Annotated in this window: 15 protein-coding genes; 8 read left to right on the top strand and 7 right to left on the bottom strand. The window is 67.0% G+C overall.

What is annotated here, in order from left to right; translation table 11 throughout:
* Window positions 1-53: 53 nt before the first annotated feature.
* The 4 genes from chlG to idi are packed head-to-tail and all read left to right on the top strand — an operon-like array spanning window position 54 to window position 3987.
* Complete coding sequence (gene chlG, locus MAA8898_RS00205) at window positions 54-956, top strand: chlorophyll synthase ChlG (protein WP_094018959.1); 903 nt, start codon at window positions 54-56, stop codon at window positions 954-956.
* Between the two features lie 4 nt (window positions 957-960).
* Complete coding sequence (locus MAA8898_RS00210; protein ID WP_094018960.1) at window positions 961-2265, top strand: BCD family MFS transporter; 1305 nt, start codon at window positions 961-963, stop codon at window positions 2263-2265.
* Between the two features lie 4 nt (window positions 2266-2269).
* Window positions 2270-3460, top strand: coding sequence for a geranylgeranyl diphosphate reductase (locus MAA8898_RS00215; protein WP_094018961.1), 1191 nt, complete (start codon window positions 2270-2272; stop codon window positions 3458-3460).
* Window positions 3457-3987, top strand: coding sequence for an isopentenyl-diphosphate Delta-isomerase (idi, locus tag MAA8898_RS00220; protein ID WP_094018962.1), 531 nt, complete (start codon window positions 3457-3459; stop codon window positions 3985-3987). The genes MAA8898_RS00215 and idi overlap by 4 nt, the downstream gene beginning before the upstream one ends.
* Here idi and MAA8898_RS00225 read toward each other — a convergent pair.
* Window positions 3975-4214 carry a hypothetical protein gene (locus tag MAA8898_RS00225; protein ID WP_094018963.1) on the bottom strand — a complete coding sequence of 80 codons (240 nt, stop codon included), beginning with the start codon at window positions 4212-4214 and terminating at the stop codon, window positions 3975-3977. The genes idi and MAA8898_RS00225 overlap by 13 nt on opposite strands.
* A gap of 390 nt (window positions 4215-4604) precedes the next feature.
* Here MAA8898_RS00225 and MAA8898_RS00230 point away from each other — a divergent pair, with 390 nt between their 5' ends.
* The 4 genes from MAA8898_RS00230 to MAA8898_RS00245 are packed head-to-tail and all read left to right on the top strand — an operon-like array spanning window position 4605 to window position 7820.
* The gene (locus MAA8898_RS00230) at window positions 4605-5447 is read left to right on the top strand and encodes a transporter substrate-binding domain-containing protein (protein ID WP_094018964.1); all 843 of its coding nucleotides are present in this window, start codon (window positions 4605-4607) and stop codon (window positions 5445-5447) included.
* Window positions 5448-5454: 7 nt separating this feature from the next.
* Window positions 5455-6207: an amino acid ABC transporter permease gene (locus MAA8898_RS00235; RefSeq protein ID WP_094018965.1), complete on the top strand. Its 753-nt coding sequence runs from the start codon at window positions 5455-5457 to the stop codon at window positions 6205-6207.
* A 1-nt stretch (window position 6208) separates the two neighbouring features.
* Window positions 6209-7066, top strand: a complete 858-nt coding sequence (locus MAA8898_RS00240) for an amino acid ABC transporter permease (RefSeq protein WP_245853199.1) — start codon at window positions 6209-6211, stop codon at window positions 7064-7066.
* A 7-nt stretch (window positions 7067-7073) separates the two neighbouring features.
* The gene (locus MAA8898_RS00245) at window positions 7074-7820 is read left to right on the top strand and encodes an amino acid ABC transporter ATP-binding protein (RefSeq protein ID WP_094018966.1); all 747 of its coding nucleotides are present in this window, start codon (window positions 7074-7076) and stop codon (window positions 7818-7820) included.
* A 42-nt stretch (window positions 7821-7862) separates the two neighbouring features.
* Here the strand turns inward: MAA8898_RS00245 and MAA8898_RS00250 are convergent, their stop codons facing one another.
* From MAA8898_RS00250 to pufM, 6 genes are all read right to left on the bottom strand, one after another.
* On the bottom strand, window positions 7863-8513 hold the full coding sequence (locus MAA8898_RS00250; protein WP_245853200.1) for a M15 family metallopeptidase: 651 nt from the start codon (window positions 8511-8513) through the stop codon (window positions 7863-7865).
* Between the two features lie 79 nt (window positions 8514-8592).
* A complete protein-coding gene (locus tag MAA8898_RS00255; protein WP_094018968.1) occupies window positions 8593-10023 on the bottom strand; it encodes an SH3 domain-containing protein in 1431 nt (476 codons plus the stop codon).
* A gap of 120 nt (window positions 10024-10143) precedes the next feature.
* Window positions 10144-11568, bottom strand: a complete 1425-nt coding sequence (locus MAA8898_RS00260; RefSeq protein WP_094018969.1) for an SH3 domain-containing protein — start codon at window positions 11566-11568, stop codon at window positions 10144-10146.
* 158 nt (window positions 11569-11726) lie between these two features.
* Complete coding sequence (dxs, locus tag MAA8898_RS00265; RefSeq protein ID WP_094018970.1) at window positions 11727-13649, bottom strand: 1-deoxy-D-xylulose-5-phosphate synthase; 1923 nt, start codon at window positions 13647-13649, stop codon at window positions 11727-11729.
* A 195-nt stretch (window positions 13650-13844) separates the two neighbouring features.
* Window positions 13845-14972, bottom strand: coding sequence for a photosynthetic reaction center cytochrome PufC (pufC, locus tag MAA8898_RS00270; protein WP_094018971.1), 1128 nt, complete (start codon window positions 14970-14972; stop codon window positions 13845-13847).
* 5 nt (window positions 14973-14977) lie between these two features.
* Window positions 14978-15967 carry a photosynthetic reaction center subunit M gene (pufM, locus tag MAA8898_RS00275; RefSeq protein WP_094018972.1) on the bottom strand — a complete coding sequence of 330 codons (990 nt, stop codon included), beginning with the start codon at window positions 15965-15967 and terminating at the stop codon, window positions 14978-14980.

The following is a 15967-nucleotide window of genomic DNA, read 5'->3' on the forward strand; positions in this document are numbered from 1 at the left end:
AGTTCGCCCTCTCGGCGCTTGCGCGACTCACGCGTGTCAGTCAAAGTTGACACATGAGTGTCGCTGACAAGATTCAGGCGCGCAGCCTGCCCGAACCGGCCGCCATGCTGCGGTTGATCAAGCCGATCACGTGGTTTCCGCCGATGTGGGCCTATCTCTGCGGCACGATCTCCGCCGGAGTGTCGCCGCTGGACCAGTGGCCGCTGGTGCTGCTGGGCGTCGTTCTGGCCGGCCCGGTGGTCTGCGGCATGAGCCAGGCGGCGAACGACTGGTGCGACCGCCACGTCGACGCCATAAACGAACCGGACCGCCCGATCCCCTCCGGCCGCATCCCCGGTCGCTGGGGCCTGTGGATCGCGCTGGCGATGTCGGTTCTGTCGCTGGTCATCGGCTGGCAACTGGGCCCCTGGGGCTTTGGCGCCACGCTGATCGGCGTTGCCGCCGCCTGGGCCTACTCGGCCGAGCCGGTGCGCCTGAAACGCTCGGGTATCCTTGGCCCCGGCCTTGTCGGGCTCAGCTACGAATCGCTGCCCTGGTTCACCGGCGCTGCGGTGCTGAGCGCGGGCGCCCCCGGCTGGGAGACCGTATGGATCGCCGTGCTGTATGGCATCGGCGCGCACGGCATCATGACACTGAACGATTTCAAAGCCTTGCAGGGCGACCGCCAGACGGGTGTCAACTCTCTGCCCGTCACGCTGGGGCCGGAACGGGCGGCGCGGGTGGCCTGCTGGGTCATGCTGGTGCCGCAGGTTCTGGTGATCCTGTCGCTGGCCGAATGGGGCAAGCCGCTGCACGGCACGGCGGTGTTGCTGCTGGGCCTGGGCCAGGTCTGGGCGATGTCCGTCCTGCTGAAGGACCCCAAGGGCAAGGCACCCTGGTACAACGGCACTGGCGTGCTGATGTACATTTCCGGGATGATGGTCACGGCCACCGCGCTGAGTGGCCTGGGAGGCTGAGACAATGACGCTGAGTTGGGTCAACATCCTGCGGCTGGGCCTGGTGCAGATGGCGCTGGGGATGATCGTGGTGCTGACCACGGCGACGATGAACCGGGTGATGGTGGTCGAACTGGCCCTGCCGGCGATCCTGCCGGGGCTGCTGGTCTCGCTCTACTATGCCACGCAGTTCCTGCGGCCGCACTTTGGCCATGGTGCGGACGGCGGCGGGCGGCGCACGCCCTGGATCGTCGGCGGTGTCGCCGTGCTGGGCCTGGGCGCGATGGGCGCGGCGGCGTCGGTCGGGCTGATGGAGCGCAGCACCACGCTGGGCATCGCCTGCGCCGTGCCCTCGTTCCTGCTGATCGGCCTCGGCATCGGCGCGGGCGGCACGAATACGCTGGCCCTGCTGGCCGCGCGCGTCGGCGAGGGGCGGCAGGCGGCGGCGGGTTCGGCGGTCTGGATCATGATGATCTTTGGCCTCGCGGCGACGGGGATCACCGCGGGCCTGCTGCTGGACCCCTACAGCCCCGCGCGGCTGCTGGCCGTGTCCGCGGGTGTCTCGGGCATCGCGCTGGCGCTGACGCTGATCGGCGTCTGGGGCCAGGAGCGCACCCCTGCGCCGGTCAAGCCGCGCGAGAACCGCAGCCTGGCCTTCCGCCAGGTGGCGCGCGAGTTGTGGGCCGACACGCGCGTGCGCCGCTTCACGATCTTCGTCTTTGCCTCGATGCTGGCCTACAACCTGCAGGACCTGATCCTGGAACCCTTTGCCGGCCATGTCTTTGGCATGACCGTGGGCGAAAGCACGCAGCTGGGCGGGATGCATCATGCCGGTGCGCTGGTGGGGATGCTGGCGGTGCTGCTGTCGGGCACCCTGATTGCCCGCTGGGTGGCGGTGCCGATCCGGGTCTGGATCGTCGGCGGATGCCTCTTGTCCGGGGCCGCGCTGGTCGGCATGGCCATCGGCGGCACCCGCCCCGAGACCTGGCCACTGGCGATGAACGTGTTCACGCTGGGGCTGGCCAACGGCGCCTTTGCCGTGGCCGCCATCGGCGCCATGATGGGGCTGGCCCGCGAAGGGGACGAAAGCCGCGAAGGCGTCCGCATGGGGCTGTTCGGCGCGGCACAGGCGATTGCCTTTGGCCTGGGGTCGTTCCTGGGCACGGCGGCGGCGGACGTGATGCGCGGGCTGTTGGCCTCGGACGCGCTGGCCTATGGCAGCGTCTTTGCCGCCGAAGGGCTGGTGTTCCTGGCCGCCGCGGTCCTGGCCCTGTCGCTCGACACAACAGAGAAACCGGCCGCTGCGGCCCACCTGGTTCTGGGGAAATAAGTGCATGTATGATGTCGTCTATGATGTCGTCGTCGTGGGCGGAGGACCGTCCGGTGCCACTGCCGCCGAAGACCTGGCCCGCGCCGGACACCGCGTTGCCCTGCTGGACCGCGAAGGCCGGATCAAGCCCTGCGGCGGCGCAATCCCGCCGCGCCTGATCCAGGACTTCGACATTCCCGACGACCAGCTGATCGCGCGCGTCACCACCGCGCGGATGATCTCGCCCACCGGGCGCAAGGTGGATATCCCGATCGAAAACGGCTTTGTCGGCATGGTCGACCGCAAGGATTTTGACCCCTTCCTGCGCGCCCGCGCCGTGGCGGCCGGGGCCGAACGCGTTACCGGCACCTATCTGCGGATCGAGCGTGAGGGCAAGAAACGCTGGGTCGTCTACCGCGACAAGGAGACGGGTGAGGAGCGCAGGCTGCAAACCCGGCTGATCGTCGGCGCGGATGGCGCGAAATCGCGCGTCGCGGCGCAGGAGATCCCGGGCGGCACCAAGGTGCCGCTGGTCTTTGCCTACCACGAGATCATTGCCGCCCCCGAGGCCAACGACCGTTATGACCCGCTGCGCTGCGACGTGATCTATGACGGCGCGATCAGCCCGGATTTCTACGGCTGGGTGTTCCCTCACGGCAACAGCTGCTCGGTCGGCATGGGCACCTACCACGGCGACGTTGACCTCAAGCAGGCCACCGCCGACCTGCGCGCCGCCAGCGGCCTTGCCCAGTGCGAGACGCTGCGCAGGGAAGGCGCGCCGATCCCGCTGAAACCGCTGAAGTTCTGGGACAACGCCCGCGACGTGGTGCTGGCAGGGGACGCGGCGGGCGTGGTCGCGCCATCGTCGGGCGAAGGCATCTATTATGCCATGATCGGCGGCCGCGCGGCGGCGACGGCGGCGATCCGCACCTTGGAGACCGGCCAGATCACCAACCTCGCCCTGGCGCGCAAGCTGTTCATGAAGGAGCACAAGACCGTGTTCCGCGTGCTGGGCCAGATGCAGGACGCCTATTACCGGTCCGATGTGCGGCGCGAACGCTTTGTCAGCCTGTGCCACGATGTGGATGTTCAAAAGCTGACGTTCGAAGCCTACATGAACAAGAAGCTGGTCAAGGCGCGCCCGCTCGCGCATATCAAGATCGGTTTCAAGAACCTGATGCACCTGACGGGGCTGGTGAGGCCCGAACACGTATGAAGATCATGATCCCCGCCTGGGTCGACGGGACCCTGCAACCGGTCGAAAAGCTGGAGGCGCACCAGCGCGGCCTGCGGCACAAGGCCGTGTCGGTCTTTGTCACCCGCGGGGACCAGATCCTGATCCAGCGCCGCGCGCTGGGCAAGTATCACACGCCGGGCCTCTGGGCGAACACCTGCTGCACGCATCCCGACTGGGACGAAGGCGCCGAGAGCTGCGCACTGCGGCGGCTGGACGAAGAGCTGGGGATCACCGGGATCACACCGCGCCACATGGGCCGCGTGGAGTACCGCGCCAATGTCGGTGGCGGGCTGGTGGAACACGAAGTGGTCGAGATCTTCGTCGCCGGGGAAACACCCGCCATGACGCTGGACCCCAACCCAGCAGAGGTCATGGACACGCGCTGGGTGTCCCGCGCCCGCCTGCGCGAGGAAACGAGGACGCAGCCCGAGCGGTTCACCCCCTGGCTGCGCATCTACCTGTCAGACCATGCCGACCTGATCTTTGGCGACGCTCAGAGCGCGTAGGCCATGAACAGCAGGTTCGGAATGACAAAGGCGGCGGCGATGCAGAACAGCTGCGCGGCGTGCGCCATCTTTTCGACGCGGCGCGTGCGGGCCAGTTCGTCGTAGGTCGACACCGCGATCACCAGCGCGGTGACCTCGCCGCGGCGCTGCTGTTGCTGACGCTTGTGCGCCTTTACCCCGGCCTCATAGCGCGCGCGCAGGGTGGCTTCGTCCAGTCGGTTGCTCATGGCACCTCTTCTCCCCATCGGTCCGGCAGGGCGGCCCGACATGTGCGCGCCCTTGTCATAGTGGATACGGTCACATGCCGGGTTTGGACCAAGAACCCGGTGTGAAATCTTTGACGCTGTCCTGCCGTGCGGATCAGCGCGCCAGCCACCCGCATCATGGCCCGCATCGGAACACGGCGGGAGCAGAGCGGCGTGTATCCACGATCTGGGCGCGGACAGAGCCAACGGCCCGAGCCTGCAAAACCCGATGCCTGGCGGTGCAAGTGCCGTTCGGCTGCCCATTGCCCGACGAAAACACACAATCCCGCGCCACCTACCCTACGCCAAGGCTTGATCCACAGCCGCAGGCCGTTAGGCTGCCCACATAATAACCTGTCAGGGAGTGACACCATGAACCGACTTCTTGCTGGGGCGACAGCCCTGGCCACAATACTTGCGCCCTTGGCGGCCACCGCTCAGGAATGCACCAACGACGTCTGGAAAAAGGTCATGGACAGCGGCAAGCTGACCGTGGGCATCAAGGCCGACTACAAGCCCTGGGGCTACCGCGACACCGACGGCAACATCATCGGCATGGAAGCCGACATGGCGCAGGCCGTGGCCGATACCATGGGTGTCGATCTGGAACTGGTCGCCGTGGTCAGCTCCAACCGGATGCAGTTTCTCGAGCAGGGCCAGATCGACCTGATGATCGCCACCATGACCGACCGCCCCGACCGGCGCGAGCTGGTGGGCATCGTCGGCCCCAACTATTACACCTCGGGCACCAACGCGCTGACGCCCAAGGCGCTGGGATTCACCCAGTGGGAAGAGCTGCGCGGCAAGCCGGTCTGCGGCGTGCAGGGGGCCTTCTACAACCAGATCGTCGAGGACCGCTACGGCGCGCAGATCGTCGCCTTTGCCGGTACTGCCGAGGCCAAGCAGGCGCTGCGCGACAAGAAATGCGTGGCCTTCGTCTACGACGACAGCTCGCACGGGTCGGACCTTGCCTCGGGCAACTGGGACGATTTCGAGATGGCCCTGCCCTCCGAGGACGACAGCCCCTGGGGTCTGGCCGTCCCCAAGGCCGAGGAAAACTGCGTGTTCGGCACCTTCATGAAGGGCATGCAGTACCAGTGGCACCTTGACGGCTCGCTGATCGCGCTGGAGGAAAAATGGGGCATCAAGCCCACCGCCTTCCTGCAAAAGCAGCACGATCTGATCAAGCAGACCACGCCGTCGTTCTCCGAGTGACGAGCGCATGACCGGCTTTGAGGAGTTCTTCCGTGAGCTTGCCGCCGAGCATGTGCGGTGGAACTTCATCTGGCTGTATGACGCCAAGCAGGCCGGACGCATCCTGTCCGGCCTGTGGATGACCATCCAGCTCAGCATTGCCTGCGTGATCCTTTCGGTGATCATCGGCGTGCTGGGCGCCTGGGCGCAGGGCGCGCCCAACCGTTTCCTGCGCGCCGTCGTGCAGGGTTACATCCAGTTCTTTCGCAACACGCCGCCGCTGGTGCAGCTGCTGTTCTTCTATTTCGCGCTGGGGCAGTTCACGCCCTCCTACAGCCCCGACGGCTGGCTCGAGGTGCCGATCATCTCGAACGTCGGCTGGGCGATCATCTCGCTGTCGTTCTTCGCCGGGGCCTTCAACGTGGAAATCTTCCGCGCCGGGATCGAGGCGGTGCCGGACAGCACCGTCGAGGCGGCGGAATCGCTGGGCATGACGCGGACGCAGACCTACCGCGAGGTTGTGTTTCCGCTGGCGCTGCGGGTCTCGCTGCCGTCGCTGAACAACAACCTGGTGAACCTGGTCAAGACGACGACGCAGGCCTACGCCATCGCCGTGCCCGAACTGCTGTATGAAAGCGTGTCGGTCTGGAACGATTTCCCCTCGGCCCAGAACCCCACCATGCTGCTGCTGTTCGTGACCTACATCGTGCTGGTCGGCATCCTGGTGCTGGGCATGAACCGCTGGGAACGCAAGATGAGGATCCCCGGTTATGGCCAGTAGGTTGCACGGTTCCACCGACCTGCCGGTGATGAAACCCTACGTCCTGCGCGGACACTGCTACGACGAAATGTACCTGGTCCGCTGGCTGGCCTCGCTGCCGCCGTGGAGCATACTTGTCCTGCTGGCGGCCTGGCCCGCCGCCGCCTTTGCGCAGTCGGCCAGCTTTGGCACGGTGGACGCCTTTGCCGCACTGTGGCGCTGGCTGCCGTTCCTGACCTTCCAGGGCTTTCTGTTCAACGTGCTGATCTCGCTCTTTGCCATGCTGATCGGCACGCTGCTGGGCGCGGTGCTGGGGCTGGGGCAGGTGTCGCACCGCCGCTGGCTGCGGCGCATCGCCTGGGCGATCACCCAGCTGTTCCGCAATTCCCCCTGGCTGGTGCTGCTCTTCGTGGTGCTGCTGGCCTTTCCGTTCCAGGTCACGATCTTCGGCGTGACCATCCCGATCCCGGGCTGGGTCAAGGCGGTGATCGGCCTGTCGCTGCCGATCATGGCCAACATCGCCGAAATCGTGCGCGGGGCGGTGAACTCGGTCCCCTCGGCACAGTGGGAGGCGGCGGAATCGCTGTCCTTCACCCGCACGCAGACGCTGTGGCAGATCATCCTGCCGCAGGTGGTCAAGCGGATGATCCCGCCGTGGATGAACTGGTACGCGATCCTGACCATGGCGACGCCGCTGTGTTCGCTGCTGGGCGTGGGCGAGATCATCACCTATTCGCGCCAGGCCATGGAGGCCGAGAACAACCACCCCGAACTGCTGATGCCGTTCTATGGCTACGCGCTGCTGCTGTTCTTCGTCTACTGCTACCCGATCGCGCGTGTGACCATCGCGTTGGAACGGCGCTATTCGGTCAAACTGTGAGGCCCTCATGAGCTGGACCCCCGATCAACCCATCGTCGCCCTCAAGGACGTCCGCAAAAGCTATGGCGACACCGAGGTGCTGAAGGGCGTCAGCCTGAACGTGATGAAGGGTGAGGTGATCTGCATCATCGGGCCCTCCGGTTCGGGCAAGTCGACGTTGATCCGCTGCATCAACGCGCTGAACGACATCCAGGGCGGGTCCATCACCGTCGAGGGCCAGGAGGTGCATGTGCCCAAGCTGGACAAGCTGGCGCTGCGCAAGAAGGTCGGCATGGTGTTCCAGCAGTACAACCTGTTTCCGCACAAGACGGCGCTGGAAAACGTCATGATGGCGCCGGTCAAGGTGCTGAAGGAAGACCCAAAGGAGGTCGAAAAGCGGGCCCTCGCGCTGATTGCCAAGGTCCGGTTGGAGGGCAAGGAAAACAGCTATCCGGGTGAGCTGTCGGGCGGACAGCAACAGCGGGTGGCGATTGCGCGGAGCCTTGCCATGCGTCCCGACGTGATGCTGTTCGACGAGGTGACGGCGGCGCTGGACCCCGAGACGGTCAAGGAGGTGCTGGTCACCATCAAGGACCTGGCGGCCGAGGGCATGACCTGCATCCTGGTGACGCACGAGATGGGCTTTGCCCGCGAGGTCGCCGACCACATCTATTTCACCGACCGCGGCGTGATCGTCGAACACGGCCCCCCGGCGACCTTCTTCACCGAGGCCAAGGACCCGCGGACGCAGGAATTCCTCAGCCAGATCCTGTGAGGTGGCAAGAGGTCCCGGGTCAGGCCGGGGACGGATGTTCCCTCAGTTTCCAGTCGCGGAAAAATGCTGGTAGTCCTTCGACGACGTCCAGTCGCCGCCCCAGCCCCAGCCGCGCTTCTTGAACGCCCGCACCACGGCGTCATCCGCCACGATCACGCCCTTGACCTCGGCCCGCCGCTCGTGCGGCTCATCATAATCCACCCCGGCCGAGGGCGAGGTCCGCCGCCCCTGCACATAGGGGTTCTGCACCGGGTTGATGTCGATCGCCTTGCCCAGCGCGTGCTGCGACAGCCGCGAGGTGCCCGCCACCACCCGGCAGTTGAACGCGCTGGTGTTGTTCGCCGCCATGGAAAACCCGTCGTCGCCGCGGAACATGTAGACCGGCTTGATGCTCTGGATCGGGAAACCGGCGGCGTGGATCTCGGCAAAGATGTCCAGCATGTCGCCGGCCACCTCCGCAGCGACGATCATCTCTCCGGTCCGGGTCTTTCCTTCGAAATCGACGTAAGGCACCCGCAGCAGGCGCAATGCGTCCCGCTGGGGGCAGGGCAGGTCGGCGTGCCAGCTGACGCCCTGCATGTTCTGCCAGGTGTCGTCCGGAATCGGGCCCTGCGTCCCACGCAGAGGCTCGGCATCGGCGGCAAGCGCCGCGAGGGTGGCGCAGAGCGCGCCGAGGCTAATCCGTGTCCACATCGTCATTCGCTCCGGCAAGGGTCGGGTCGCGCCAGAAAACCCCGGCGCGGCCCGCTCTGCAAGTCCGGCAACCCCCCGGTCAGTTGCTCAGGAACTTGCGGCTGATGTAGCCCGTGGTCCCGTTCTGACCGATGATCTCGTACCAGAGCATGTTTTCATCGACGCAGCCCTGTGCCTCGTCCGCGACGCCAGCGGCCGACGGGCTCTCGGTCAGCACCTCGCAGATCGACAGGCAGGTCCGGGCGCGGTCATTGTCGCGCAGCGGCAGCAGGCGACCGGTGTCGGGCACCTGGACCCGCTCGGCCAGCCGCACCTGGCCGACCACCGGCGCCCGCAGGCCCGGCGCCGCGCGGATGTTGACGAATTCGTTGACGTTGACGATCCGCGCATCCGCCCCGATCAGGCGGCACGAGTTGAACCCGCCGACCTGGCCCGCCGCCCCCGGCGACCGCGCCGCCCGGAAAAACGCCTGCGCCTGCGCCCGATCACCCGCCTGCGCAACTGGCAGCGACGCGATCTTCTGATCGGTGGGATACAGCATGTAGGGGTAGATCAAACCGCTGACGTCCTGATCGGTGGCGCCGCCGGTATACTGCGCGCCTCCCGAGGCCACGACCGGGCTGTAGTCGTTGAAGCTGCCCGATGCGTAAAGCCGCACCTCGCATTGCGCCGAGCCTTCGTAACGGAAATCCCGCGTGCTGAAGGCGGTCAGACCCTCGTCGGTGATTTCCTCGAAGCTGAACTCCAACGGCGGACTGTCGAAATAGGGCGCATAATCCAGCAAGCCCGAGTCGACGTGCCGGCAGGCATTGGTCAGCGCCTGCTTCACGTCGATCTTCGGCATCTCGACCGGCGCCACGTCGATCTGCCAGCGCGCGGCCTGGCCCACCGTTTCGACATAGGACATCTCGAACGGCGGGGTGCCCAGCAGCTTCAGGAACAGCGAATCCGGGATCGCCGTGCCCCAGTTCGCCCGGTGTTCCAGGATCCCGGCCATGCTGACCAGAGCGATGGCATAGGCCGTGTCGACCTCTGACCGGGAATAGCTGCGGTCGCCCAGCAGCAGCGAGGGCGCGTGGAACCCCAGCTTGCCCCGCGGGTGCAACAGCCGGTCGGTGCCAAAGGCGCCGCCGGCCTCGGGGTTGTTGAAGCGTCCGGCCATGAATGCCACGGCGCAGGCACTCTCACACGCGGCACCGTCGGCGATGGCGGTGCCGTAGTTCCATTCGGCGATCAGGTCGGCAAGCAGCAGGCCCTCGCTCAGCAAGCCGCCGGGCGAATCCAGGCAGATGCGGCGCCCGATGGGCGAATAGCCGGTGGGATAGCCCAGTTGTTCGAACAGCGCCCGCAGCGTGTCGGTGTCTCCGGCGGCGATCTGGCCCGTGATCTCGATGCGGCAGCCCATCTCCTCGGAGCCGCCCAGCCGGATCTCGGCCGCCTCCGAACCGGCGGCGAGGGTGGAAAAAATCAGGCTCAGGGCCACCAGGATGGCGCGCGGAAAAACGGGCATGTCATGTCTCTTTCTGAAAATGTCCGGGCCAAGGCTAACATGGCCGCCCGCCTCGACAAAGGCGGATCGGCCGCCAGGGCCTTTTCCGGTGCGGACCGTGGCGTACGCCGGAAAGCGCCCTCACTCGTCCAGGAACTGGCGGCTGATGTAACCCGCCTGCCCGCTGCCGTCGCGGATCTCGTACCAGAAGACGTTGTCCTCGATGCAGGCGTTGACCTGCGCGCGCAGGCCTTCGTTCGCGGTGTCGAGCGCGAGGTCGTTGCACGCCTTGAGGCAGGTGCGTGCCCTGTCGCCGCCCTCGGGGGTCTGAAGGTCCTGCGTGGCGATCACGCGGACGCGTTCGCCCAGCGGCACCTGCCGCACCACCGACGAGCCAAAGCCGGGACCGTCGCGCAGGTTGACGTATTCCCGGACGTTGACGATCCGTGCCTCGGGCGAGAGCAGCCAGCAGGACCGGATCTCGACCTCGGACAGTTCGCGCCGCGCGGCCGCCTGGATCGCGGCAAAGAACGGTTTTTCGCCGATGGCGGCGGGGCTGTCGGCGACCGGCAGCGCCTCCAGCGGCAGGCGGGGGTCGTGGAACTGGTAGGCGTAGACCTCGCTGCGGGTGTCCTCGTTGGCGAGACCGCCCTCGATGGTCAGGTAGCCGATCGGTCCCAGCGGGTCGCCCGTGGCGGCCAGGGTCAGCTCGCATTCGGCCGCGGCCTCGGCCCGGAACCCGCCCAGCGAGGTGGCCTGCGCGCGGTCCGGGCCAAGGTTGGCATAGGAAAACGGCAGGTTGGCCGAGCCGTACAGGTAGGTGTCCGAGGGCCGCTGATCCAGCATCCCGCCATCTGCGTTCAGGCAGGCGTAGCGCAGCGCGGACTCGATATCGACGGCGGTCAGGGCCACCGGCGCGACCTCGATCTGCCATTGCGCGGCCTGCTCGACGGTCTCGACGTAGGTCATGTCGTTGGCCGGGGTGTTGAGCATGGTCAGCAGCAGCGAATCCGCGATCTGCGTCCCGGTTTCGGACCGCATCCTCAGCACCTCGCCCAGGGTCGACAGGGCCAGGGAATGGGCGGTGTTCACCTCTTCGCGGGCATAGGGGCGGTCCTCGGTCACCAGCGCGGGGGAATGAAAGCCCAGCGTGCCGCGCGGGTGCAGCAGGCGGTCCGGCAGGACGGCGGTTTCACCGACGATGTGGCTGAAGCGTCCGGCCAGGAACAGCACCGCGCAGGCGCTTTCGCAGGTGGCACCCTCGGGCACGGCGGTGCCGAGCGAACGGCGCGTGATCTCGTCGGCCATGCGCACCGCTTCGGCCAGGGTGCCGCCGATGCTGTCCAGGCAGATGCGGCGGCCGACCGGGCTGGCGGGATCGGGTTCGGGCAGTTCGGCCAGCAGCGCGGTGAAGGCGCGCGCATCCCACAGCCCGATCGGGCCGTCGATGCGGGCAAAGCACCCCATGCCCTGCCCGTCCGAACCGGTGATGGTGGCCGCCTGCGCGGCGCCTGCCAGTGTCCAAAGGGTGGCGGCCATCGCCAGCCGCCCAAGCACCTGTTTCATGTCCTTCTCCGTCTGCCCGGGCCTTTTGAGCAAAGACTAGCACGGCAAAACCGGTTTGTGGGCGGGGAAATGCCCTTCCGGGCGCTGCGGCGCGTGATTGCCGAATCGGGTGGCGGCCGGGGATGAAACCGCCGCGACGGCAGGCTGCGGCGTACGGGTCAGGCACGTTCCGGGAAGGTGTAGACCTGCGCGTTCCTGCCCAGGATGCCCAGCGCCGTGGCGCGGATGTGTTCCACCGTAAGGCCGGCGTCGGCATACATCTCGTCCGGGCTGGCCTGGTGGATGAAACGGTCCGGCAAGGTCATCGGCCGCACGGCCAGGCCCCGGTCCAGCAGCCCCTCGCGCGCCAGCGCGTGCAGCACGACCGACCCGAACCCGCCCTCCGCCCCCGGCTCCAGCGTGATCAGCCCGCGATGGTGCCGCGCCAGCTGGCGGACCAGGTCGAGGTCCAGCGGCTTGGCAAAGCGGGCATCGGCGACGGTGACGCTGTGGCCTTCGGCCTCCAGCAGGGCGGCTGCCTCCAGCGCCTGCGGCAACAGGCTGCCATAGCTGAGAATGGCGAGGTCGCTGCCTTCGCGGATCACCCGACCCTTGCCCAGCGGCAGCACCTCCCCGCGCTCGGGCAGTTGCACCCCGATGCCGTTGCCGCGCGGATAGCGGAAGGCGATCGGGCCTTCGTCATGCGCGGCGGCGGTGGCGACCATGTGGACCAGTTCCGCCTCGTCCGCCGCTGCCATGACGGTAAAGCCCGGCAGGTTGGACAGGTAGGCGATGTCGAAGGACCCGGCATGGGTGGCGCCATCTGCCCCCACCAGCCCGGCCCGGTCGATGGCAAAGCGCACCGGCAGGCGTTGCAGCGCCACGTCGTGCACGATCTGGTCATAGCCGCGTTGCAGGAAGGTCGAATAGATCGCGCAGAAGGGCCGCAGCCCACTGGCCGCCATGCCGGCGGCAAAGGTCACGCCGTGCTGTTCGGCGATGCCCACGTCAAAGACGCGCTTGGGGAACCGCTGCGCCATCAGGTTGACGCCGGTGCCTTCGGGCATGGCCGCTGTGACGGCGACGACCCGCGGATCGCGCGCCGCCTCTTCGGTCAGCGCCCTGCCAAAGACCGAGGTGTAGCTGGGGGCGTTGGGCCTGGACTTGGCCTGTGCGCCCGTCTCGAGGTTGAACTTGGACACGCCGTGGTACTTGTCGGCGCTGTTCTCGGCCGGGGCATAGCCCTTGCCCTTGACCGTGCAGCAATGGATCAGCACCGGCCCGTTGGCCAGCGTCTGCGCCGCGCGCAGCACGGTCAGCAGCTGGTGCATGTCATGGCCGTTGATTGGCCCCATGTAGTCGAAACCCAGCTCGTCGAACAGGGTCGAAGACCCGCCCTGCCCCGTCACCAGCTGGCGCGCACGGCGCGCGCCTTCGCGCATCGGCGGCGGCATCAGTTTCTCAAAGCTGTCGGCCAGGGTCTTCATCTGCGCCATGGGCTCCGAGGCGTAGAGGCGGGAGAGATAGGTCGACATGGCGCCCACCGGGGGCGCGATGCTCATCTCGTTGTCGTTGAGGATGACGATCAGGCGGCGGCCCTCTGCACCGGCGTTGTTCAGCGCCTCGTAGGCCATGCCCGCGCTGATGCTGCCGTCCCCGATGACGGCGATGGCGTCGCCCGTCGGGCGACCCATGTCGCGACCCACCGCAAAGCCCAGCGCCGCGCTGATCGAGGTCGAGGAATGCGCCGCGCCGAAGGGATCGTATTCGCTCTCGTCACGCCTGGTAAAGCCGGACAGGCCGTCCTTCTGGCGCAGCGTGCGGATGCGGTCGCGCCTGCCGGTCAGCACCTTGTGCGGATAGCACTGGTGGCCCACGTCCCAGATCAGCTTGTCCATCGGCGTGTTGAACACCGCGTGGATGGCGACGGTCAGTTCGACCACGCCCAGCGAGGACCCGAGATGCCCGCCGGTTTCCGACACCGCCGAGATCACCTCGGCGCGCAATTCGCGCGCCACCTGGGCCAGCTCGCGGTCGCTGAGGCCCTTGAGGTCGGAGGGGCCGGCGATGCGGTCCAGCAGCGGGGTGTCGGGGCGGGTCATGACGGGTCCTCCATGGGGGTGGGGCGATTGGCGCCACGCTCTTTGGGAGGGAACCCTGGGAACGTGGCGCCAGGTTCCTGTCGCCAACAGGAAGGGACGGGGATGTTGGGCCCCGCTTCCCGTCCGCTCATGGGACCAAGCGGACGGGAACTTGGCGCGTCGGGGGGCGGCGCACAGCGGCGCCGCCCGCCCGCGTCATTGCGTCGGAGCCTCGTAGACCGGGGCGCCGGTGGTGGCGAGTTCCGGGTAATCCCGGATCACGTTGGTGCCCTGCAACGGCTGCTGATAGCCCTTGTGGCAGGTGCGGCAGGCGGCCTTGGGCGCATCGCCGTGGATCGGGCCCAGGCGGTTTGCCGGGTAGACGTCCGCCAATGGCACGAGGTAGTCGTTGTTCAGCTCCTGCACCATGGCGATGCCCAGGGTGGCGGTCGCCCATTGCGGCGTGACCTGCCCGCCGTCGTAGAAGGCGCGGCTGTTGTGGCAGAACACGCAGTTCACGCCCAGCGAGTTGGCCACGTAGTTCATCAGCGAATAGGTCCGCTCGGCGTCCTGGATCGCCGGCACGTCGGGGTCGCTGACCCGCTCCGAAACGCGGCTTTCCAGGTTGTGGACACCGATGCGGTTGTAGTCGAGCAGGTAGTGCTCCAGCGCATCGGCGGGCAGCGAGGTGTACTGCGACCGCAGCGTCGCCCGGTTCTGGATGGCTGACCAGCCTTCGGCCGCCATGTTGACCGGCGCGATCTTGAACCAGATGTCAGACGGCACGTTCTGGCCGCGGTGGCAGGTGAAACAGGTCACGCCCACCTGCTTGTTGGCGTTGACGTGGCCGTCCCAGCTTTCGTTGATGTTCTGGGTCATCTCGATCATCCGCCGCGCGACGACCTTGGTATAGAGGTCATCGGCGCCGTAGGTTTCGACATCGCCATCGCCGTGGCAGTAGGCGCAGCCCTGCTCGGGTGACACCCAGAGCGTCATGGCGTTCATGACGCGCAGAAAGTTCGCCTCGGTCAGGTCGCCCAGCACCTCGACGTTCTGGTAGATGTCCCTGGCCAGCGCCTCGCCCGCCTCGGGGATCAGCGGCGGATCCTCATAGACCTCGGCGATGTCCGGATCGGGCACCGCCAGGTCCGCGACGAACTCCGGCACGCTCATGCCGGTGCCGCGCGGGCCGGTCTGAAGGCTGTCGGTGGCATAGGGCTGGCCCAGGCTGACCAGCGCCGCCGCCACGAGGACCGCCGCCCCCAGCGCCCCCACCAGGATGGCGGGGCCGTAGATATCGACCGGGTTCTTGCTGTTCCAGTCGTTGAACCACTTGGGTAGCATGGGCCTCACTCCTGTCCGATGAAGGCTTCGTAGGACCCGAAGGCCTCGTAGCCGTAGCTGCCGTCATACATGGGCGCGAAGTGGTGCTCCTGGGCCCAGATGAACCAGTTGTCGACGACGGTGCCGGTCAGCAGGATGCCGATGCCGCCGGTGATCGGCGTCAGCACGGCGAACCACCAGGCCCAGCGGTGGATGCCCTCCATCGTGGCGTTGAACCCCATGGTCCAGCGCCAGAACAGCGCGGCGCGTTCCGTGGCGGTGCCGCGGTCCACGATCTGTTCCAGCTCGCGGTCGCCGCCATAGCGGGTCACGGCCAGGATTGTCGCGCCGTGCATGGCGAACAGCAGGACCGAACCGTATAGGAACACGATCGAAAGGCAGTGGAACGGGTTGTAGTAGAGGTTGCCGTAGCGGATGCTGAACGCCGTGGTCCAGTCGAGGTGCGGGAAGATGCCATAGGGCACCGCCTCGGACCAGGATCCCATCAGTATCGGCCGGAACAGGCCCAGCACCAGGAACAGCCAGATCGCCGCGCCGAAGGCCCAGAAGACGTGCTTGCCCATCTTCTGTTCCGCCGCCAGCTGCCAGCTACGGTACCACCAGGCCATGACCGAAAACAGCAGGAAAAAGCTGGCGATGATGTACCAGCCGCCGTCCTGCAAGGGCGGCATGCGCAGCCCGTATTCCGGGCTGGGCGGCTCCAGCGCCAGCCAGAACAGCTGCCGCAGGAATTCCGGGATCGACCAGTCGACCTGCGCCAGCATGTTGATGCCGATGATGTTGAGCCAGATGATGCCGCTGGCGATGGACACGACACCGGCCATGCCGATGTTGATCGGTCCGATCTGCGCGTTGCCCAGCCAGCCGGCCAGGTTCAGGAACCAGGGCTTGCCGGCGCGATCCGCCATCAGGGTGCCGTGGTCGTCGGTGCCCATCTCGGGCTCGCCGCGGACCTGCACCTGGGTAAAGATGTTCTGATATTCGATGCTAAACAT

It is taken from the genome of Antarctobacter aquimaris, from assembly GCF_900184945.1.
Classification (GTDB): Bacteria; Pseudomonadota; Alphaproteobacteria; order Rhodobacterales; family Rhodobacteraceae; genus Maliponia; species Maliponia aquimaris.